The organism is Pantoea sp. JGM49 (assembly GCF_018257655.1).
In the GTDB taxonomy this organism is placed as follows: Bacteria; Pseudomonadota; Gammaproteobacteria; order Enterobacterales; family Enterobacteriaceae; genus Pantoea; species Pantoea communis.
Genome location: NZ_JAERJM010000007.1, coordinates 17183 through 37653 on the forward strand (window position 1 = coordinate 17183; position 20471 = coordinate 37653).

18 protein-coding genes are annotated in these 20471 nt (G+C 55.2%); 7 read left to right on the top strand and 11 right to left on the bottom strand.

Annotated elements, in window-relative coordinates; all coding sequences use genetic code 11:
• Positions 1 to 56: 56 nt before the first annotated feature.
• The 3 genes from rmuC to udp all read right to left on the bottom strand — a co-directional run bounded on the left by rmuC (position 57) and on the right by udp (position 3771).
• The gene (gene rmuC / locus JK231_RS13630) at positions 57 to 1568 is read right to left on the bottom strand and encodes a DNA recombination protein RmuC (protein WP_211728837.1); all 1512 of its coding nucleotides are present in this window, start codon (positions 1566 to 1568) and stop codon (positions 57 to 59) included.
• Between the two features lie 85 nt (positions 1569 to 1653).
• Complete coding sequence (locus tag JK231_RS13635) at positions 1654 to 2922, bottom strand: tetratricopeptide repeat protein (protein WP_211728838.1); 1269 nt, start codon at positions 2920 to 2922, stop codon at positions 1654 to 1656.
• 87 nt (positions 2923 to 3009) lie between these two features.
• A complete protein-coding gene (gene udp / locus JK231_RS13640) occupies positions 3010 to 3771 on the bottom strand; it encodes a uridine phosphorylase (protein WP_211728839.1) in 762 nt (253 codons plus the stop codon).
• A gap of 300 nt (positions 3772 to 4071) precedes the next feature.
• On the opposite strand from udp, the gene JK231_RS13645 reads away from it, so the two are divergent.
• The gene (locus tag JK231_RS13645) at positions 4072 to 4908 is read left to right on the top strand and encodes a dienelactone hydrolase family protein (RefSeq protein ID WP_211728840.1); all 837 of its coding nucleotides are present in this window, start codon (positions 4072 to 4074) and stop codon (positions 4906 to 4908) included.
• A 38-nt stretch (positions 4909 to 4946) separates the two neighbouring features.
• On the opposite strand, the gene metE is transcribed toward JK231_RS13645, so the two are convergent.
• Positions 4947 to 7217 carry a 5-methyltetrahydropteroyltriglutamate--homocysteine S-methyltransferase gene (metE, locus tag JK231_RS13650; protein WP_211728841.1) on the bottom strand — a complete coding sequence of 757 codons (2271 nt, stop codon included), beginning with the start codon at positions 7215 to 7217 and terminating at the stop codon, positions 4947 to 4949.
• Between the two features lie 215 nt (positions 7218 to 7432).
• On the opposite strand from metE, the gene metR reads away from it, so the two are divergent.
• A complete protein-coding gene (gene metR / locus JK231_RS13655; RefSeq protein ID WP_034827906.1) occupies positions 7433 to 8362 on the top strand; it encodes an HTH-type transcriptional regulator MetR in 930 nt (309 codons plus the stop codon).
• Between the two features lie 95 nt (positions 8363 to 8457).
• The gene (locus JK231_RS13660; protein WP_034827905.1) at positions 8458 to 8940 is read left to right on the top strand and encodes a DUF1456 family protein; all 483 of its coding nucleotides are present in this window, start codon (positions 8458 to 8460) and stop codon (positions 8938 to 8940) included.
• Positions 8941 to 9145: 205 nt separating this feature from the next.
• Here the strand turns inward: JK231_RS13660 and JK231_RS13665 are convergent, their stop codons facing one another.
• Complete coding sequence (locus JK231_RS13665) at positions 9146 to 10015, bottom strand: carboxylate/amino acid/amine transporter (RefSeq protein WP_211728842.1); 870 nt, start codon at positions 10013 to 10015, stop codon at positions 9146 to 9148.
• Positions 10016 to 10448: 433 nt separating this feature from the next.
• Between JK231_RS13665 and glpT the strand changes: the two genes are divergently transcribed.
• The gene (gene glpT / locus JK231_RS13670) at positions 10449 to 11789 is read left to right on the top strand and encodes a glycerol-3-phosphate transporter (protein ID WP_058960357.1); all 1341 of its coding nucleotides are present in this window, start codon (positions 10449 to 10451) and stop codon (positions 11787 to 11789) included.
• A 32-nt stretch (positions 11790 to 11821) separates the two neighbouring features.
• Here glpT and yigL read toward each other — a convergent pair whose 3' ends face one another.
• Positions 11822 to 12622: a sugar/pyridoxal phosphate phosphatase YigL gene (gene yigL / locus JK231_RS13675; RefSeq protein WP_034827894.1), complete on the bottom strand. Its 801-nt coding sequence runs from the start codon at positions 12620 to 12622 to the stop codon at positions 11822 to 11824.
• 32 nt (positions 12623 to 12654) lie between these two features.
• Complete coding sequence (gene pldB / locus JK231_RS13680) at positions 12655 to 13647, bottom strand: lysophospholipase L2 (protein WP_160833382.1); 993 nt, start codon at positions 13645 to 13647, stop codon at positions 12655 to 12657.
• 104 nt (positions 13648 to 13751) lie between these two features.
• On the opposite strand from pldB, the gene rhtB reads away from it, so the two are divergent.
• On the top strand, positions 13752 to 14375 hold the full coding sequence (gene rhtB, locus JK231_RS13685; protein ID WP_034827889.1) for a homoserine/homoserine lactone efflux protein: 624 nt from the start codon (positions 13752 to 13754) through the stop codon (positions 14373 to 14375).
• Positions 14376 to 14521: 146 nt separating this feature from the next.
• Here the strand turns inward: rhtB and rhtC are convergent, their stop codons facing one another.
• Genes rhtC through pldA form a run of 3 tightly spaced genes read right to left on the bottom strand, consistent with a single transcriptional unit; the run spans position 14522 to position 17883 of the window.
• Positions 14522 to 15145 (bottom strand): threonine export protein RhtC, encoded by a 624-nt coding sequence (rhtC, locus tag JK231_RS13690; protein WP_034827887.1) that lies wholly within the window; start codon positions 15143 to 15145, stop codon positions 14522 to 14524.
• A gap of 12 nt (positions 15146 to 15157) precedes the next feature.
• Entirely contained in the window at positions 15158 to 16981 is a 1824-nt protein-coding gene (gene recQ, locus JK231_RS13695; RefSeq protein WP_058960360.1) for an ATP-dependent DNA helicase RecQ, read from the bottom strand.
• Between the two features lie 23 nt (positions 16982 to 17004).
• Positions 17005 to 17883, bottom strand: coding sequence for a phospholipase A (gene pldA / locus JK231_RS13700; protein WP_034827877.1), 879 nt, complete (start codon positions 17881 to 17883; stop codon positions 17005 to 17007).
• A gap of 165 nt (positions 17884 to 18048) precedes the next feature.
• Between pldA and JK231_RS13705 the strand changes: the two genes are divergently transcribed.
• Positions 18049 to 18519, top strand: coding sequence for a thioesterase family protein (locus tag JK231_RS13705; RefSeq protein ID WP_097118521.1), 471 nt, complete (start codon positions 18049 to 18051; stop codon positions 18517 to 18519).
• Between the two features lie 20 nt (positions 18520 to 18539).
• Positions 18540 to 19439: an EamA family transporter RarD gene (gene rarD, locus JK231_RS13710; RefSeq protein WP_034827874.1), complete on the top strand. Its 900-nt coding sequence runs from the start codon at positions 18540 to 18542 to the stop codon at positions 19437 to 19439.
• Here rarD and JK231_RS13715 read toward each other — a convergent pair.
• A complete protein-coding gene (locus JK231_RS13715) occupies positions 19410 to 20462 on the bottom strand; it encodes an AbrB family transcriptional regulator (RefSeq protein WP_058960363.1) in 1053 nt (350 codons plus the stop codon). The genes rarD and JK231_RS13715 overlap by 30 nt on opposite strands.
• Positions 20463 to 20471: the final 9 nt, after the last annotated feature.

Sequence of the window (20471 nt, forward strand, 5' to 3'; positions counted from 1 at the left end):
AACAATTCTTGCCGAAGTGTATCAGAGTCGCGCTACGCGAGCACGCGACCACCGTGCTATTCGTTGATGCGGCGCAGTGAAGCGGTGGGAGAATCTGCCACATTTTCATTGGGCTCGGGATCGTCCGCCCAATCTTCGCCCGCTTCTTCCGGCTGCGCTTGTTCGACCAATTGGGGATTGATCGGCCGTTTAATCTCTACGCCTAACGCGCGGAAGGATTCGCTTTGCGCAATCAAATTGCCGCGCCCTTCTGACAGCTTTTTCATCGCCTGATGATAACTCTGCTGCGCTTTATCGAGGCTGTGACCGATACCGCTCATATCATCCACAAACAGCCGCATTTTATCGTACAACCGCGTAGCTCGGTCAGCGATGCGTTGCGCATTGCGACTCTGATGCTCATAACGCCAGAGGTTGTTGATGGTGCGCAACGCCACCAATAATGTCGTAGGGCTTACCAGCATGATGTTCTGCTGCAGCGCTTCGCTGATCAGCTCTGGCTGCCGATCAATCGCCAACAAGAACGCGGGCTCGACCGGAATAAACATCAACACATAATCCAGAGAGCGTAAACCGGGCAATTGTTGATAATCTTTTCGCCCCAGCAGCCGAATATGGCCGCGCATGGCGTTAACGTGCTCCTGGATCGCCTGCTCGCGCGTGGCTTCATCTTCCGCGTTGAAATAGCGTTCGTAAGCCACCAGCGTCATTTTGGCGTCAATCACCACATCCTTGCCCTGCGGTAACCGCACGATCACATCCGGTTGCATCCTGCCCTGCTGCTCCAGCTGCACGCTGACCTGCGTCTGATATTCATAACCTTCGCGCAGACCGGAGGCTTCCAGCACCCGCGCCAGCACCACTTCGCCCCAATTGCCCTGGATTTTATTGTCGCCTTTTAGCGCTTTGGTGAGGTTGACCGCTTCCTGCGCCATTTGCGCGTTCAGCTGCTGCAGTTGACGAATTTCATGGGCCAGCGTGTGGCGTTCGCGGGCTTCCTGGCCAAAGCTATCCGTCACCTGGCGACGGAAACCATCCAGCTGTTCACGCAGCGGACCAATCAGCCCGTTAAGGCTTTGCCGATTCTGCTCATCCACCCGACGTCCGCTGTTTTCAAAGATGCGGTTGGCCAGATTCTCAAACTGTGCGCTGAGACGCTGTTCGCTGTTAGTGAGCAGGCGCTGCTTCTCTTCTGCGCCAAAACGCGTCTCTTCTAAACGGATGGTGACTTCACGCAGTTCAGCTTCTTGCGCACTGTTCACTTCCAGCTGATTACGCAATTCCCGGCTAAGTTGTTCGCTCTCCCCACGCCAGTAATCGAGCTGTTGCAGCCGTTCCTGTGCACCGCTAAGCGTGCCATGAAGCTGCCGCAGTTCTTGCTCGCGCTGCTGAATTTGTTGTTGTAACCGTTCGAGCTGCTGCTGCTGACGCTGTTGCGCCTCTTCCAGCAGGCGGCGTTCGGTAGTGAAGCTGGCGTGCTGGTGCCCGGCCCGCAACTGGGCCAAAATCCAGCCGAGACCCAGTCCGGCCAGCGCCAGTGCGCCGTTAATGATAAGTTGCTGATCCATAATCCCCCCGCGGATCGTTTCGCTGAGGGAAAAGGTAAGTCGCTACTGTATGAATGTCCAGACTGTTGTGTAGCTGGCAGATCATTTACAGCGCTTTCACCGTCAAATCACCCGCCTTCCACGCATCAATCAGGAAAAAAGGCATCGGCAACAGCCATTCACTGCCTTTCACTTTGGCGGGATAGCACCAGCTTTGTCCGTTGTGAGTGAGTTCAACCTGCTGCCAGCCGTTATCAACATTCTCCACCTTGCCCGCCATGCTGGAATACCCTGCGTTGCTGCCGACGTGAAAACGCTCGGTTTGCCAGCGAATTGGCGGATGTGCGGGCCACGCCTGGGCATGATGGAATCGGAAGATGCCGTCATGATTCAGCAGGCTTTCGCGCACCGTCGGCCACAACGCCACTTTGAGGAAGTATTGATCGGTGAAGCGTTCACTGCCGCTGTACTGGGCGATAAAGTCGCGTATCTGCTGTTCAACGTTGTGGAATACGCCATGACAGCCGCCCCACATGCCTGCCAGCAGCAGTTCGGTATGCGTAAAGTAGTCACGCATGTGATGGAACCAGCAGGGCGATTGCAGCCAGGCTTCTACCGCCGCCACTTCACGCTCCGACAGCAGGGAGTCCGCATCTCGCACGATATAACGCTTTACGCATGGATCATCCATCACCAGAAAGCGCCACAGCGTCGGGAATATGGTCTTCTCATGTGACATATCCACTAACTGGACATTTGACTGCTTCAGACGCTGCCAGACGTGTTGCGGCACGCTGTCGTCAAGATAGATGCGACACATCCAACCGGGATAGAACTCGCGCGCAACGTCGATATTTTTGATCAGCGTTTCACAGTAGCGTGGTTGGCCACCATACAGACTGAAAGAGATGATATTTTCAGTTGGATTGGTGGGATTGAAAGACGGCGGTGCTTCTGCGGGATACGCCACTGTGTGGCCCTGACGAAAGATCGCGTCAGACTTCTCCAGCGACTCACGGCCGTAACGTGCCACTTCATCGTACTTTTCCAGCCAGCCACACACTTCGGTTAAGCCATCGAGCCAGGTGTCGGAAGCCTGCGCACGCTGCGCTGCCGATGCCTGATAGATCTTTTGGTAAGTTTTGTAGGATTTTTTGTACTCCCCCACGCGCATTAGCGTCAGCGCATAGTCACTCAGTACCTGCATGTTTTGCGGCATGACGCGCAAAACCTCTTCACAGCACTGACGTGCCACGGGGAAATCAGAGGCCGCCATCGCCTGGCGGAAACGCGCTGCCACGCTCTCAATGCGAGACTGAGCAGCCGTGGAAGGATGATTAAAGGCAGGACGCGGAGCAGAAACCGTTTTGCGCATAGTTGTTTTCTCAGTATCAGCTGAAAAACGTGCGCAATGTGATGGCAGCAGGGAATTCCTTATCCGTAATACCTGCTGCCTTGCGCACTAAATTAAGCGACGCGCGGCTTCTACAACAATTTTTACCGCATCGCTTTCGGTCTGTTTCATGGTCGCGGCATCCGGGATCTCTTTTTGCGTACGGTTAACGATAACACCCGCCACCATGCCCGCTCGCAGCCCCTGACTGGCGCACATGGTTAACAGTGTAGCGGATTCCATCTCATAGTTAAGAACCCCCATTTGCTGCCACTCTTGCATTGAGCCCTGGAAGCGATTCACCACACGTCCTGAGAACGTGTCGTAACGTTCCTGCCCCGGATAGAAGGTGTCAGATGAAGCGGTGATACCAATGTGCGTTTTGGCACCGCAGGCTTCTGCTGCGGCCACCAGCGCGGTGGTGCAGGTGAAATCGGCCACTGCCGGGAACTCCATCGGCGCAAAGTGCAGGCTGGCACCGTCAAGACGCACCGAAGCAGTAGTCACCAGCACGTCGCCTACATTGATATTCGGCTGGATCGCCCCGGTCGTGCCCACACGCAGGAAAGTGCGCACGCCGAGCTGCGCCAGTTCTTCCACGGCAATAGAGGTCGATGGACCGCCGATCCCGGTAGAACAGACCACCACCGGCTTGCCATCCACTTCCGCCCGGTAAGTGGTGAATTCACGGTGCGAAGCCAGATGCTGCGGATTATCCATCAGCGCAGCGATTTTTTTCACACGCTCCGGATCGCCGGGAACGATAGCCAGTGTGGCTCCTTTCAGATCGGCTTTAGTGATACCAAGGTGGAAAACGTCAGACTGGGCCATAACAGACTCCTGATAGATAAGGGATATGCGTGTCACTCTACGCCAGAGCGCCATATAAATATGTGATTTATTTCACCATCGACAATGAAACTTACATTATCAGAAAATTATTATGTGATTCACATCACACATTGCAGCTCGGCAATTCTGAATTGCTACAAGCGGTGCTGTGTAAGTTCGGGTGGCAGTGTTAATAGAGAAGAAGAACATAAATACACATCCCTCTGAACCCTACGTCAGCCTTGCTCCTGAAGCAGGCTATAGTTACGTGATTGCGCATTTGCTAGCACGGAGAGAACCATGAAAACCGAAGACAATATGGCACAAAAATCAGTAGCCGGTGGCTTTGCCCCTGCCGTTCAGCCCATCGCCAGCAGCACCATTACCACCGTCAGTGACGCTATTCACACCGGTGAAACTTCTGTTCCCAGCCAGGGAGAAAACCTTCCGGCTTATTATGCTCGCCCCAAATCCTATGAAGGCAAACTACCGGTGATTCTGGTGGTGCAGGAGATTTTTGGCGTTCACGAACATATTAAAGATATCTGCCGTCGTCTGGCGCTGGAAGGCTATCTGGCGGTCGCACCTGAACTCTACTTCCGTGAAGGCGATCCCGGTGACTACAGTGATATCCCGACACTGTTCAAAGAACTGGTCAGCAAGGTGCCCGATTCTCAGGTGCTGTCCGATCTCGATCACGTTGCCAACTGGGCCGCACGCCACGATGGCGATATTCGTCGCATGGCCATCACGGGCTTCTGCTGGGGCGGACGCATCAGTTGGCTGTTCGCCGCGCACAATCCGCAGGTGCGGGCGGCAGCGGCCTGGTATGGTCGGTTAGAGGGTGAGAAAACCCTCAAACAACAAAAACATCCTATCGATGTAGCCGTCGATCTTAACGCACCGGTGCTCGGATTGTACGGCGGTCAGGATGAGAGCATCCCGTTAGAGACCATTGATAAGATGCGTCAGGCACTGCATGCCGCCAATGCCAAAGCGGAAATCGTGGTGTATCCGGAAGCGGGACACGCGTTTAATGCCGATTATCGCCCAAGCTACCATGCTGACTCAGCCGCTGATGGCTGGGTACGAATGTTGGCCTGGTTTAAGCAGTATGGCGTTGCACCCAACGCGTAATAACAAGGGGCGCTGCAAGGCGCCCCTGTTTCTCACGATTAAGCCGATTCCGCGCGCAGCTTTTTCGCGGCGGTCACCATGTTCGCCAGCGCCTGCCGGGTTTCACTCCAGCCACGGGTTTTCAGACCGCAGTCCGGGTTGACCCACAAACGTGCGGGCGGAATGCTTTGCGCCGCTTTGTGCAGCAGATCTTCAATCCATTCGACGCTGGGTACGTTCGGGGAATGAATGTCATACACACCTGGCCCAATTTCGTTCGGGTATTCGAACGCTTTAAACGCATCCAGCAATTCCATATCCGAGCGTGAGGTTTCGATGGTAATCACGTCCGCGTCCAGTGCCGCTATCGATTCCATGATGTCATTGAACTCGCAATAACACATGTGCGTGTGGATCTGCGTTTCATCCTGCGCCACAGCCGCGTTGAGGCGGAAGGCATCCACTGCCCAGGACAGGTACGCCGCCCACTCCGACTGGTGCAAGGGTAAGCCTTCGCGCAGCGCGGGTTCATCAATCTGGATGATCCCGATCCCGGCTTTTTCCAGGTCTTCCACTTCATCACGCAGCGCCAGTGCAATCTGTTTAGCAAGGGTTTCCCGCGTCACGTCTTCACGCGGGAATGACCAGCACAAAATCGTGACCGGGCCGGTGAGCATGCCTTTCACTGGCTTTTCAGTCAGCGATTGCGCGTACTTCGCCCACTCAACGGTAATCGGCTGCGGACGACTGACATCACCGATGATCACCGGCGGCTTCACACAGCGAGAGCCATAGCTTTGCACCCAGCCATTTTGCGTAAACACGAAGCCATCGAGGTTTTCGCCAAAGTATTCCACCATGTCATTACGCTCTGCTTCGCCGTGCACCAGCACATCCAGCCCGAGCCGTTCCTGTTCGGCAATCGCCTGCTTGATGTGCTCCGCGATGCCGGTGCGATAGTGGCCTCCATCGATATTGCCTTTTTTGAAGTCGAGTCGCAGGCCGCGAATTTCGGTGGTTTGCGGGAAGGATCCAATCGTGGTGGTCGGCCAGGCAGGCAGATTAAAGCGATGGCGCTGCGCTTTGGCGCGTTCGTCATAGTGGCTGACGCGCTCAACGTCTTTGGCCTGAATATTCGCCAGACGTGCGCCCACTGCGGCATTGTGCACGCGCGAAGAATGAGAACGGGCACGAATCGGCGCGCTCCACTCCGTCAGCGAGGCCGCATCGTTATTATTGAGCGCCTGGCTCAACAACCTCAGCTCAGCACACTTCTGTAAAGCAAAGGCAAACCAGCTTTTCACTTCCGCATCGAGCCGGGTTTCGACACTGAGATCGATCGGGCTGTGCAGCAGCGAGCAGGAGGAACCAATCCACAGATTTTCACGCTGCCCGACCAGCGGTTGCAGGCGATCGAACCAGCAGCTGAGCTCGGCACGCCAGACATTGCGGCCGTTGATCACCCCGACTGAGAGCAGCCAGTCGGCGGGGAGCTGTTGGTGGATATGCTGGATGTCATCTTTGCCATGCACCAGGTCAACGTGTAAACCTTGAACCGGTAGCGTCTTAATCACGTCGAGATTTTGACCGATGCTGTCAAAGTAGGTCGTCAGTAGCAGTTTTACATGACCTTGCAGCGCATCGTAGGCAGGCTTGAACGCATCACGCCATTCCTGTGGCAGCTCCAGCACCAGCGCGGGTTCATCGATCTGCACCCATTCAATACCGCGCTGATGCAGTTCAGCCAGCACTTGCTGATAGACCGGCAGTATCGCTTTCAGCAACGACAGGCGGTCAAACGGCTCACCTTTGACTTTGCCCAACCACAGGTAAGTGACCGGTCCCAGCAGCACCGGTTTGATCGGGTGACCCAGCGCCAATGCTTCGTCCACTTCTTCAAGGAGCTGTGTCCAGCTTAGTGAGAACTGCTGGCCCTGAGTGAATTCCGGCACCATATAGTGATAGTTGGTGTTGAACCATTTGGTCATTTCAGCGGCGGCGGCAGGATTGCCGCTGGGGGCACGGCCACGTCCCAGACGGAACAGCGTATCGAGATCGACCGATCCATCCTGGTTCCGATGGCGCGCCGGCACATTGCCCAGCATCAGGCTGGTGGTCAGCACATGATCATACCAGGCGAAATCGCCCACGGGCAGCAGATCCACCCCCGCGTCTTTCTGCTGTTGCCAGTGGCGAGCGCGCAGCTCGCGCCCCACGGCCAGCAGCGTTTCCTGTGAGCTGTTACCTGCCCAGTAGCTTTCCTGTGCTTTTTTCAGTTCACGACGCAGACCGACACGAGGGAAACCGAGCGTATGGTTCAGAATGGTCATTTAGTGATCTCCAGATATGCTTAACGGGTCGAGCCCGTTTACGTTCATCCAGCGAGTGACATTGCCGTCCGCTGAACGCCTGAACTGGACGAAAGTCATGTGGCGGTGGCGCTTGCTTGAGATGTTTAGCCGTCCAGATGTTTACACCGCCATAATCTGCGGGTACTGTATGTTCCTCAAGCGCAATTTGTTCAATCTCGATGTGAAGGACTCTCATGATCGAACTCAAACATCTGAGAACGCTGCAGGCGTTGCAAAATACCGGCTCGTTGGCCGCTGCCGCCGCTCAGCTTCATCAGACACAATCAGCGTTATCGCATCAGTTCAGCGATCTGGAACAGCGGCTGGGCTTTCGCCTGTTTGTGCGCAAGAGCCAGCCGTTGCGGTTTACGCCGCAGGGGGAAATCATGCTGCAGTTGGCCGAGCAGATTTTGCCGCAGATTCAGCAAGCGTTGCAGGCATGCCACGAGCCGCATCAGACCACGTTACGCATTGCCATTGAGTGCCACAGCTGCATTCAGTGGCTGACGCCAGCCCTCAATAATTTCCGCCAGAGCTGGCCGCAAGTGGTGGTCGATTTTAAATCGGGCGTGACTTTTGATCCCCAGCCCGCCCTGCAACAGGGCGAACTGGATGTGGTGTTGACCTCCGATATCCTGCCGCGCAGCGGTTTGTTCTATACGCCGATGTTTGATTTTGAGGTACGTCTGGTGCTGGCCCCGGACCATCCGCTGGCGAAGCTGGAACATATCTCACCGGAAGATTTGGCCGATGAGGTACTGATGATCTATCCGGTGCAGCGTCAGCGTCTCGATATCTGGCGTCATTTCCTGCAGCCTGCAGGCATCAGCCCGGCGCTGAAGAGTGTGGATAATACGCTGTTGCTGATTCAGATGGTGTCAGCACAGATGGGTATTGCGGCCCTTCCGCATTGGGTGGTGGAGAGTTTTGAAAAGCAGGGTCTGGTGGTGACCAAGACATTGGGTGAGGGTTTGTGGAGCCGTTTATATGCCGCCGTGCGCGATGGTGAGCAGCGTCAGCCGGTGTTAGAAGCCTTTGTACGCTTCGCCCGCCAGCACGCCTGTGACCATCTGCCGTTTGTACGTGATGCCGCTCGCCCGGGTTCATTGCAGTCAATTTCTTGATCATCCCACGGGCGACCTGTGTCGCCCGTGCTGTTATCCCTGCCCGGCCTGCTCTATAATGCGCCGCCTCAATCCGCGACCAAGAGAGTTTCACCATGACGAGTAACGATGTTCTGCGCAGCGTGCGCTATATGCTTGATTTAAGCGATAGCAAAGTGGTGGAGATTTTTGCCTTAGCGGGCAGTGAAGTGCCGCTGGAGGATGTGCAGGCGTGGATGAAGAAGGATGAGGATGCGGCGTTCCGTAAGTTGCCGGACGTGCTGATGGGCTATTTCCTCAACGGTTTGATTTTCTTCCGTCGCGGTAAGAGTGAAGATGCGCCAGCGCCGTCAGTCGAACGTCGTATGAATAATAATATTTTCATTAAGAAGCTGCGTATCGCGTTTGCGCTGAAGACCACGGATATTCCGGTGGTGCTGGAGAAGGCAAACTTTAAGATTTCCCAGGCGGAAGTCGGTGCGATTTTCCGCAATCCGGATCATAAAAACTACCGCGAGTGCGGTGACCAGATTCTGCGTAACTTTTTGAAGGGATTGACGATGATGAATCGTCCTGCGGCGCCAGCCAAGAAGGTGTAATCGCTTTTTGATCGGAGTTAGGTCAGATACAGGCCGCTCCGATCACGAAGGAATCTCACATCCCTGTGGATCGGCCTCGCCATCCATGGCTCAGACGCTTCGCTCTTCGTAGCGGCCTGTATCTTCCCTTTGGCTTAGGTGCTGCTTTTTCCCAGCACATAGCGCTTCTGCAAGTTCAACGAAACCAGATCAAGGATCGTCTCAGTTAGGCATCGCTTTTGGACGCATGTCCCACTACCCAGCGCTTATGCACGTATAGCGAAGCGAAAATGACAATCGCCCCGGCAATAAAGCTCGGCCAGTGCGGTTTCTCTTGCCAGATCGCCAGATTGACCAGCAAGCCCGCTGGCACGTGCATGTTGTTCATAATGCCCAGCGTACCGGCATCGACCTGCGTCGCACCGTAGTTCCACATAAAGTAGCCCAGCCCGGAAGCCGCCACGCCCAGCCAGACCAGAATGCCCCACTGCAGTGAGGTGGTTGGCAGTTTGTTCGGGTTACCCCACAGGCTCCACGCAATGATGGCGATGATCACCGCGCCAAGATAGAACCACGAGAAGGCCGTGTGTTGCGGCATTGGGCGGGTTTCCTGCAAGCGCTTGTAACCAACCATACCAATGGCGAAGCAGATGTTAGCCGCCTGAACCAGCAGCAAACCGAACCAGAAATGATCGCTGACTTTGTCATAGCGAATGATGGCCGCACCGGCTACCGCCAACAGCGCGCTGAAGGCATAGCCGATTCGCAGCCGACGTCTGCTGAGCAAATCGTAAATCAGCGTGACGTAGAGCGGCGTCATCACGGTAAACAACAGGAATTCTGTCACGCTGAGGTAGGTATAAGCCTCAAAACTCAGCAGATACATGACGCCAAGTTGCAGCATCCCCACCAGCATATACAGCAGGATGGTTGAGGCGCGATAGCCCTTCCAGCGCAGGAAGGGTAAAAAAACGAGCGCAGCTAACCCAAGGCGCATCAGTACAGAGAACCAGGAGTCAACCTGGCCCGCAAGGTATTCCCCTATCAAACTAAAGGAAAAAGCCCACAAAATGGTGGTAACGATCAGTAACAGCACGGTATTGATCCCAAAATGAACAGTGGCGCTAGTGTAAACAAACTGTCGTGGACGGGCTGAAATATCTGGTTGACGAGTGGTCAAATTAAAATCAAACAAATCGCCGTATCCCCGTCACTCATTGAGATAAGGTCCATTGCTGAAATCAGGTCGCTGGTTGCAGATGCAGTGAATCTGATTCGACACGGCAACGGATTCCCCTTACAAACCCAAAAGCCCCGACGCCTCATGCGCGAATACCAACATTTCCTGGTTTATATCGCTCTTTAATGTCATCAAACTGTAACAATTGTGTCACACATCACAGTAACGTGGCGCAACCATCACTATCCTTTGCGCGAAATGGAACTTTGGTTTTGTTGTTACGCCAGAGGGCTTTTAACCCAACCTGCTGGGAATTTATAAAAATATTGCGCCCTGGAGGGCCACCTTCATGTTAAGTATCTTCAAACCGGCACCGCATCAGCCGCAAGTCGCTGACGATCGTGTCGATCCACTCTATCGTCGGCTACGCTGGCAAATCTTCATCGGCATTTTCTTTGGCTATGCCGCCTATTACCTGGTCCGTAAAAACTTTGCGCTGGCGATGCCCTATTTGGTTGAGCAGGGCTTTTCGCGTGGCGATCTTGGCTTTGCGCTGTCCGGAATCTCCATCGCCTACGGTTTTTCCAAGTTCATCATGGGTTCCGTCTCTGACCGTTCAAACCCGCGTGTCTTTTTACCTGCCGGACTGATTCTGGCCGCTGCGGTGATGCTGTTTATGGGCTTTGTACCCTGGGCCACCTCCAGCATCATGGTGATGTTTGTGCTGCTGTTCCTGTGCGGTTGGTTCCAGGGCATGGGCTGGCCACCGTGCGGTCGCACTATGGTGCACTGGTGGTCGCAGAAGGAACGCGGCGGGATTGTCTCAGTATGGAACTGCGCCCATAACGTGGGTGGTGGTATTCCGCCCTTACTGTTTCTGCTGGGTATGGCATGGTTTAACGACTGGAAAGCCGCGCTCTACATGCCGGCGTTTGGTGCCATCCTCATCGCGATTATTGCCTTTGCCCTGATGCGCGATACGCCGCAGTCTTGTGGTTTGCCGCCGATTGAGGCGTACAAGAATGATTATCCGCCAGACTACAGCGAGGATCATGAGGAGGAGTTGACGGCGAAGCAGATTTTTATGCAGTACATCCTGCCTAATAAGCTGCTGTGGTATATCGCGCTGGCCAACGTGTTCGTTTACCTGCTGCGCTACGGCATTCTCGACTGGTCACCGACCTACCTGAAAGAGGTAAAGCATTTCACGCTGGATAAATCTTCGTGGGCTTACTTCTTCTATGAATATGCGGGCATTCCCGGCACCTTGCTGTGCGGCTGGATGTCGGACAAGGTGTTCAGAGGCAATCGTGGCGCCACCGGCGTGTTCTTTATGACGCTGGTAACCATCGCCACCGTGGTGTACTGGCTTAACCCACCCGGCAATCCAGGTCTCGATATGCTGTGCATGATCGTCATCGGCTTCCTGATCTACGGTCCGGTAATGTTAATTGGTCTGCATGCGCTGGAGTTAGCGCCGAAGAAAGCGGCTGGCACGGCAGCAGGCTTTACCGGTTTGTTTGGTTATCTCGGAGGATCGGTGGCAGCCAGTGCGATTGTCGGTTACACCGTGGATTACTTCGGCTGGGATGGTGGATTCATGGTGATGATTGCGGGATCGGTGTTGGCGGTGATTTTGTTGCTGCTCACCATGGTCAGCGAGCATAAACATAAGAAACAGATGGCATAACAAAAATGGGCCGGTATCACCGGCCCATTTTTTTAAGCAAGGAACAACTTACGCAACGTGTGCGGCACCGCATCTTCAGCGTTGCTGCCAATCACTTCCAGCGTCGGCAAGGTATCTTTCAACCGCTGCTGCGCATTGCGCATAATGCAGCCTTTACCCGCCATGCTCAGCATTTCCACGTCATTCATGCCATCACCAAAAGCGATGCACTCTTTCAATGAGAAGCCAAGCTGCTTTGATACCGCCTCCAGCGCGTGACCTTTCGATACGCCACCCGCCATCACTTCCAGACAGGTCGGCAGTGAGAAGCTGACGTTAACGCGATCGCCCCAGCGCGCTTCGATCGCCAGCTCCAGCGGCACCAGACGTTCGGGATCGTCGCAAGTAAAGAAAACCTTGCTGATGCCGTCGGTTTCAAGCATGCCCGGCTGATAAACCTGATAGTTAAACACCGACTCACGGAAGTAGTCCTGCTCCTCCGGGCGATGACGGCTCATGTACCACTCATCGTCACGATACACGTGCGTCAGGATATGCTCATCGTGGTACTGCAGACCGTAAAGCTCGCTGGCGATATCGGCGTCGAGGTTATGGCTAAACACCAGTTCACCGTCTGCGTTGTGCACGCGAGCCCCGTTGGAAGTAATCATGTACGCCGGAATGCCAAGGTTATCGCGCATCTGGCCTACGTCGATATAGTGGCGGCCGGTGGCGAAAACGAAGTGGACATCTTGCGCCACCAGTTCCTGCAGCGTGGTACGGGCAAAAGGCGTCAGGCGGTGTTCCGGTGAGAGCAGCGTGCCATCCAGGTCGGATGCGACGATGTGGTACATGTAAACCTCTGGTATTGATGTCGGAAAATGAGTTAAACGTGGCGCTCGAAAAAATCGACCACCAGGTTGAGCGCTTCAGCGCGCATAGCGTCTGTTTCAAACAAAATCTCGTGACGCGCGCCTTGAATCACATACGGCACGGTACCTTCGCAGGGATGTCCCGCGTCAGCCATCGCCGTACAAAAAATATCTTGTGCGCGGTTATCCACCACATCGTCTTCGCTGGCCTGTAACACCAGGGAAGGCGTGGTGATTTTCGCTGCCTGGCTGATGATACTGCGTCCGGCATAGACGCCTTCGCGCACCCAATGATAGGTCGGGCCACCGACGCGCAGTCCCGGATCGTCCGCGTAAAAACGCAGGTTGCGCCGATAGCGCTCCCGACTGTGCGTCAGGCGATTAATGCCAAACGGGCTGGCGCGCCAGCGGCCGGTGCCAAGCGCATAGCGTTCGCGAATCGCCGGCAGTTTTTCCGCCCAGTCCAAAATCGGGTGCGCCATCCAGTCAGGCAACGGCAGCACAATGCCAAACATCGGTGCCGAGAATACCGCCGCATGAAAAGCCTGCGGTTGACGCGCCAGAAACAGCGCTAAAATCGCACCGCCCATCGAATGCGCCAGCACGTAGCGTTGCTGATAATGGTTGCTGACCATCTCTTTCAGATACAGCGTTTCTAAGTCGTCAACATAGTGGCTGAACTCAACCACATGGCCGCGATGCGAATCCGCCAGCAAGCGATCGGAGCGGCCCTGCCCGCGATGGTCAATGATCACCACGTCATAGCCGCAGTGGAACAGATCGTAAGCCAGTTCCGGGTATTTGATATAGCTTTCGATGCGGCCGGGAACAATCAGGATGACACGGCGATGTTGCGGTGAGGTGAAACGAACATAGCGAATCTTCAGGTTACCGACGCCGGTGAATTCGCACTCTTCACGACGACGCCAGAAGTCGAGCAGCGGACCGGTAGCAAAGGCGGAAAAGCCTTTCTCTCGCCCGAGCCAACGCTGTTTGTGATGCTGCATCCGTCCCCCTGAAAAAAAGCCTCATCGCGCGTCTGTACGCCATAGCGCACCGCGATATTCTGGCGTATTGTGTCACACTTCGTTCACTTCAGGGAATGTCACGCATGACCATTGAATGGTGGTTAACCTACCTGTTGACCACAACTATCCTCAGTCTTTCACCCGGTTCTGGTGCCATCAACACCATGAGCACCGGCATTAGCCATGGCTATCGCGGCGCGGCGGCTTCCATCACTGGCTTACAGCTTGGGCTGGCGATTCACATTGTGCTGGTGGGTGCCGGTTTGGGTGCGCTATTTTCACAATCGATCATGGCGTTTGAAGTGCTGAAGTGGGCAGGCGCCGCCTATTTGGTGTGGCTGGGCATTCAGCAGTGGCGTTCCGCAGGGGGTATTGATTTGGATGCCGTGGCAAAAGCGATGCCGCGTCGTCGCCTGTTCAAACGCGCCATTCTGGTGAATCTCACCAACCCGAAAAGCATCGTGTTTCTCGCCGCACTGTTCCCGCAGTTTATTCAGCCACACCAGCCGCAGTTGATGCAGTATCTGGTGCTCGGTGTCACCACCATCGTGGTCGATATTATCGTGATGATTGGTTACGCCACGCTGGCAACCCGTATTGCGGGGTGGATTAAAGGGCCTAAGCAGATGAAGCTGATGAACCGCACCTTTGGTGGGCTGTTTATGGCCGTCGGTGCGTTGCTGGCAAGTGCGCGCAGAATTGCTTAAGACGTTTTAAAAAACCGCGGCACCGAGGTGATAACCGTCAGTGCCGCAGCTATTTCAAGGTAGTCAGTGCGCAAGTTCTGAAGCACAGATGCTGAACGTAAAGCGCGCGAGCACTGCCCGGTGGCGAAATGGCAAGTAAACCCGATTTAACGCGAGATAATCAGGTGGATGCCGAATCCGGCAAACAGCACACCCGCCATCCCATCGACCCACTTCGCCATACGCTGATACTTATCACGCATCCACGGTAGTGCAAAAATCGCCGCGACCAGCGTGAACCAGGCAAAGGTCTCGCCGATAATCAGCAGAAACAGGCCCCAGCGTTCCATCGCGCCCACATCGTTGCCAACAAACAGTGAGAACACGCTGCCGAAATAGATAATCGCTTTCGGGTTCGACAGATTAGTCAGAAAACCTTTCAGGAAGCTCATGCCTTTTTTTGGCAGCTCCACCACCGGCGCATCAACCTGCGGGGCTTTATGCTGCTGACGTGCCGAGCGCAGGAGTTGCCAACCCATCCACAGCAGGTACAAACCACCGCCCACCATGATGATTTCATGCAGCCAGGCCATTTTTTGCAGGATCAGATGCAAGCCCATCAGCGCCACACCGGCCCAGATCACGATTCCCAGCGTAATGCCCAACACGCCCATCATCGCCTCTTTACGTGAACGGCTGGCCGCCGTTTGCGACACAAAGAAGAAGTCCGGGCCGGGACTCATCAGCGCAACCAAATGCACCAGCGCGACGGTGGCGAATAACATCAACATGGTTTCTTTCCTTTACTCTTCATCGACATGTTCTTTGATCATCACCAGGAACGGTTTACCAAAACGTTCCAGCTTGCGATGACCGACACCGTTCACGCTCAACATTTCTGACGCGGTAATCGGCATTTGCTCCGCCATCTCAATCAATGTGGCATCGTTAAACACCACATACGGCGGAATGTTGGATTCGTCGGCAATCGCCTTACGCAATTTACGCAGTTTGCCAAATAGCGTGCGATCGTAATTGCCGCTGTGCACTTTCGGCGAGCTGCTGCGGCTCTTCACCGTGACGATACGCGGCACCGCCAGCATCAATGGCACTTCGGCACGCAATACCGGACGCGCCGCTTCCGTTAGCTGTAAAGCGGAGTGCATGGCGATATTTTGCGTCACCATACCAAGATGGATCAGCTGACGCAGCACGCTGACCCAATGCTCCTGGCTCTGCTCACGACCAATGCCGTACACCGGCAATTTGTCGTGCCCGTTATCGCGAACGCGGTGGTTAGTGGAACCGCGCAGCACGTCGACAATATAGCCCATACCGAAGCGCTGGCCGGTACGATAGATGCTGGAAAGCGCCTTCTGCGCCTCCACCAAACCATCATAGCGACGCGGAGGATCAAGGCAGATATCGCAGTTGCCGCACTGCTGCTGACGCCCTTCACCAAAGTAGTTGAGCAGCACTAAACGACGGCAGGTTTGCGCTTCGGCAAACGCGCCCATCGCATTGAGCTTGTGACGCTCAATATCCTGTAACGGGCCGGGCGCTTTCTCCTCCAGACATTTACGGAGCCACGCCATATCCGCCGGATCGTAAAGCATCATCGCTTCTGCGGGCAGGCCATCACGCCCGGCGCGACCGGTTTCCTGATAGTAGGATTCGATATTGCGCGGAATATCGAAGTGCACCACGAAACGCACGTTAGGTTTGTTAATGCCCATACCAAACGCCACGGTGGCGACCACGATTTGTAAGTCATCGCGCTGGAAGGCTTCCTGCACGTGCGCACGCTGAGCGCTGTCGATACCGGCGTGATACGCGCCGACACTCAGCCCACGGCTTTGCAGACGCGCAGCCGTGTCTTCCACCTTGGCACGGCTGTTACAGTAAATAATGCCGCTCTTACCGCGCTGCTCTTGCACGTAGCGCAACAGCTGATCGGTGGGTTTGAATTTCTCCACCAGCGTGTAGCGAATATTCGGGCGGTCAAAGCTGCTGATTTGAATCAGCGGATCGTCCATCTGCAACAGATGAGCGATGTCATTACGCGTGGTTTCGTCAGCGGTTGCCGTCAGCGCCATCACCGGCAGATCCGGGAAACGCTGACGCAGTTGACCAATCGAGCCATATTCCGGGCGGAAATCATGGCCCCATTGCGAGATACAGTGTGCTTCATCCACCGCCAGCATCACCGGATTCCACTGGTGCAGGCTGTCGAGGAAGTTATCCATCATCAGACGTTCAGGCGCGATATACAGCAGCTTCAGCTTGCCGGTACGACAATCCGCAAACACTTGCTGCTGCTGCTCACGCGTTTGCGTCGAGTTAAGACACGCCGCTGCCACGCCGTTGGCCAGCAATTGATCGACCTGATCTTTCATCAGTGAGATCAGCGGTGAAACCACCAGCGTCAACCCTTCGCGCACCAGCGCCGGGATTTGATAGCACAGCGATTTCCCGCCGCCAGTCGGCATCACCACCAGACAATCACGCCCGGCAAGAGCGGTTTCGATGATGGTTTGCTGACCGGGACGAAATTGCTGGTAGCCGAAGGTATCTTGTAATACCTGCTGCGCCAGCATTTCCTGATTAAGCACTGCCGATGTTGCCACGGTAATCCTGTTTTTCTGACTGGTTAGAACAGATCGTTAAGCGTTACGCCCACGCCAAAACGGGTCTGGCGGTGGTTATAGTCGATAAGTGATTCACCATACCCGCTGAACAGCTGGGTGTAAAAGCGCACATGTTCAGAGATAGGATAGCTCCAGGCAAAAGTCGCGCCGCCATAGCCGCTGTTCCAGTTGTAATTACCTTCCACGCTGAAAATACTTTCACCCATTTCATAACCGAGCTTGGCGCGATAGTAGCCCATGTACTTGGTGATGTCGGGGTTATCATCATTATTTTCATTTTCTGGAATGCGATACCAGGGTTTGATTTCCGCCAGGAAGTTACCGTTCTGCGCCATCAGGCGCGCATAGACGCGGTTCCAGCTGCGTGAAGTCGGATCGCTGCGGCCGTTCGACTCGTGGTTAAGACCGGTTTCGATGTCGCGCAGAGTCCAGCCAGCAAAGGTATAATCCGTTGCCCAGCCAAGGAAAATCTGCGGCTCATAGTTGGTTTCACGGAACGGCGATGAGGCTCCACGGTTAGAGAGCTGCCACCACGAACGTTGCGTATAGGATGCGGCCAGTACCGAATTATCACCCAGAATGCCACGCCACAGCGGGAACGCCAGACTGAGCTGGAATTTTACTTCATCGTTTTTTGCTTTGTCCGCCCAGTTGTACGAAGAGATCGCCTCTTTGTTCATGTCGCTGGTGTAGGTGTAGAGCAAATAGTTGTTTTCGTAAGGATAAAGCACGAACGGGTTATCGTGTTTCTCCAACAGGTTCGCAATAATACTGCCCTTCACTGCCGGGGCGTCATGCACCTCTTTTATGGTGGCTTCATCAGCCTGTGCCAGCGCAGGTATCATCAAAGCTGCGGTCAGCAACGCGTATAGCTTACGCATAACATTCTCCAGGGAACTGCGTGTTGTCATTATTAGGCCCATGTTCAAAAAGCACGCCATTCTACACGCAAAGAGACAGGTTGATCAGTGCCGATTTCTGAAACTGGAAAGCCGCGCGAACGCGGCATAATATACACAACTCTTTAACATCTTAAGGCAGAAAACATGTCATCCCCGTTGCTGTCACAGCAGGAAGCTCGCCGTCTGATTGGCGAAATCTTTGTCTATCACATGCCCTTCAATCAGGCGCTCGGTTTGGAGCTGGACCGCCTCGAAGCCGATTACGCCGAATTGGGCTTTGCCAACAAAACCATGCTGGTTGGCAATGCGGCCCAAAATATTTTGCACGGTGGCGTGATTGCCTCAGTGCTGGATGTCGCTGCCGGGCTGGTGTGCGTCAGCCATGCGCTGTCGCGTCAGGAGAGCATCAGCGAAGAGGAGTTGCGTCAGCGTCTGTCGCGCATGGGCACTATCGATATGCGCGTTGACTATCTGCGCCCCGGACGCGGCGAACGCTTTGTCGCTACCAGCAGCCTGCTGCGCGCCGGCAATAAAGTGGCGGTAGCGCGAGTGGAACTGCACAACCAGCAGGGCGATTATATCGCCACAGCAACCGCCACCTATTTGATTGGCTAGTTAGCTTTTTGGAAAGCATGATGGATACGCAACAAACGCGTCAGGGCATTGGCTATGCGCTCGGCGCTTATTTTATCTGGGGCATTGCGCCAGCCTACTTCAAGCTGGTGAAAGAAGTCCCGCCAACAGAAATCATGACGCATCGCGTGATTTGGTCGGCACTGTTTATGCTGGTACTGATTACCCTGAGCCGGAGCTGGCAGCAGGTGCGCACGGTGCTCGCTCAGCCAAAGAAAGTGCTGTTGCTGGCCGTCACTGCCGTCACCATTGGCGGCAACTGGCTGCTGTTTATCTGGGCAGTGAATAATCAGCACATGCTGGAAGCCAGCCTCGGCTACTTTATCAACCCGCTGATCAACGTAGTGTTTGGCATGCTGTTCCTGCGCGAGCGCTTCCGCCGCTTGCAGTGGCTGGCGGTGTTGCTGGCAACGATTGGCGTGCTGGTGCAGCTGTGGCAATTTGGCTCGCTGCCGATTATTGGCCTGGGGCTGGCGCTAAGTTTTGCCGTCTACGGTCTGCTGAGGAAAAAAATCCAGGTGGATGCGCAGAGCGGCATGCTGATCGAGACCGCATGGTTATTCCCGCTGGCGGCCATCTATTTGTTTGGCTTTGCTGACAGCGCCACCAGCCACCTCAGCGCCAATCCAATGAGCCTCAATTTCAAGCTGATCGCGGCGGGCATCGTCACCACGATTCCGCTGATGCTGTTTGCCGCCGCCTGTGCGCGTCTGCGTTTGTCGACCGTGGGCTTTTTCCAATACCTCGGTCCCACGTTGATGTTCCTTTTGGCCGTGCTGTTCTACGGCGAGAGCCTGACGCCGGACAAGATGGTCACCTTCGGCTTTATCTGGCTGGCACTCGCCGTATTTATCGTTGATGCAATCGCGTTCTCAGCTCGCACCCGCGTGCGCGTAGCGTGAGATAAAGCGCGCGATAGCCGGGCCGGTCAGCAGGATGGTGAACAGGCGTAAGGTCTGCAACGCCATCACAAACGCGATATCGACCCGGCTGCCCGCCGCAATAATCGCCACGGTATCCAGCCCGCCCGGGCTGGTTGCCAGATACGCCGTCATCAGATCGACGTGCAGCACCTGCGTCAGCATCCACGCCAATCCACCACACAGCAGCATCAAGCCGAAAATCGACACCAGCATTTGCGGAAGGGTGCGCAGCGCCAGCAGGAAGATCGGGCGCGTAAAGCGCAAACCCACGCTCCAGCCAATCAACGCATAGGCCAGCGCCAGCAACCACTCCGGCACCTGCAAAGTGGCGACATCGGTGCCGTGGAGCGTCGCACCAATCAGCGCGGGCAGCAGCAGCGCACCCGAAGGGATACGCAGTTTTTGTCCCAGCCAGGCGCCCGCGAACATCACCACCAATGTCAGGATGAAGCTGCTTTGTAAAGCAGGGAACCATACCAGCTCCACTGCACCACCGTTGGTGCCCAGCCCAATGCGCGCCACCACTGCCGCTGCAGTCGCCACAAATAGCACGCGCAGATACTGCATAAACGCCACTAAGCGCACGTCCGCACCGAAATCACCGGCCATCGCCACCATCGCCGAAGCGCCGCCGGGAGACGATCCCCACGCACCGGTTGGCCCTGGAAGGTTGCTAAAGCGCACCAGTAGAAAACCTGACAAACCGCTGGCCGCCAGCGTAAGCACCAACACCGCCAGCACCACCGGCCAATCCGCTAACAGCGGTGAGAGAATAGCCGGTGACAGCGTTTGCCCGATCATGCAACCCAACACGGCTTGTGCGAGCACAAACAAACGTTTGTCGATGCGTACGGTGGCGCCAGAAAGGCCCATGACGGTTCCGACGATCATCGGACCTAAAAGCAGTGCAGCAGGAAGGTGAAACAGCTGGAGAATGATCCCCAGTACTAACGAAGCAATCAGCAGAATGGTCCACTGCTGTCGCAAAGAAAAACGCGCCATAGGGTGGAA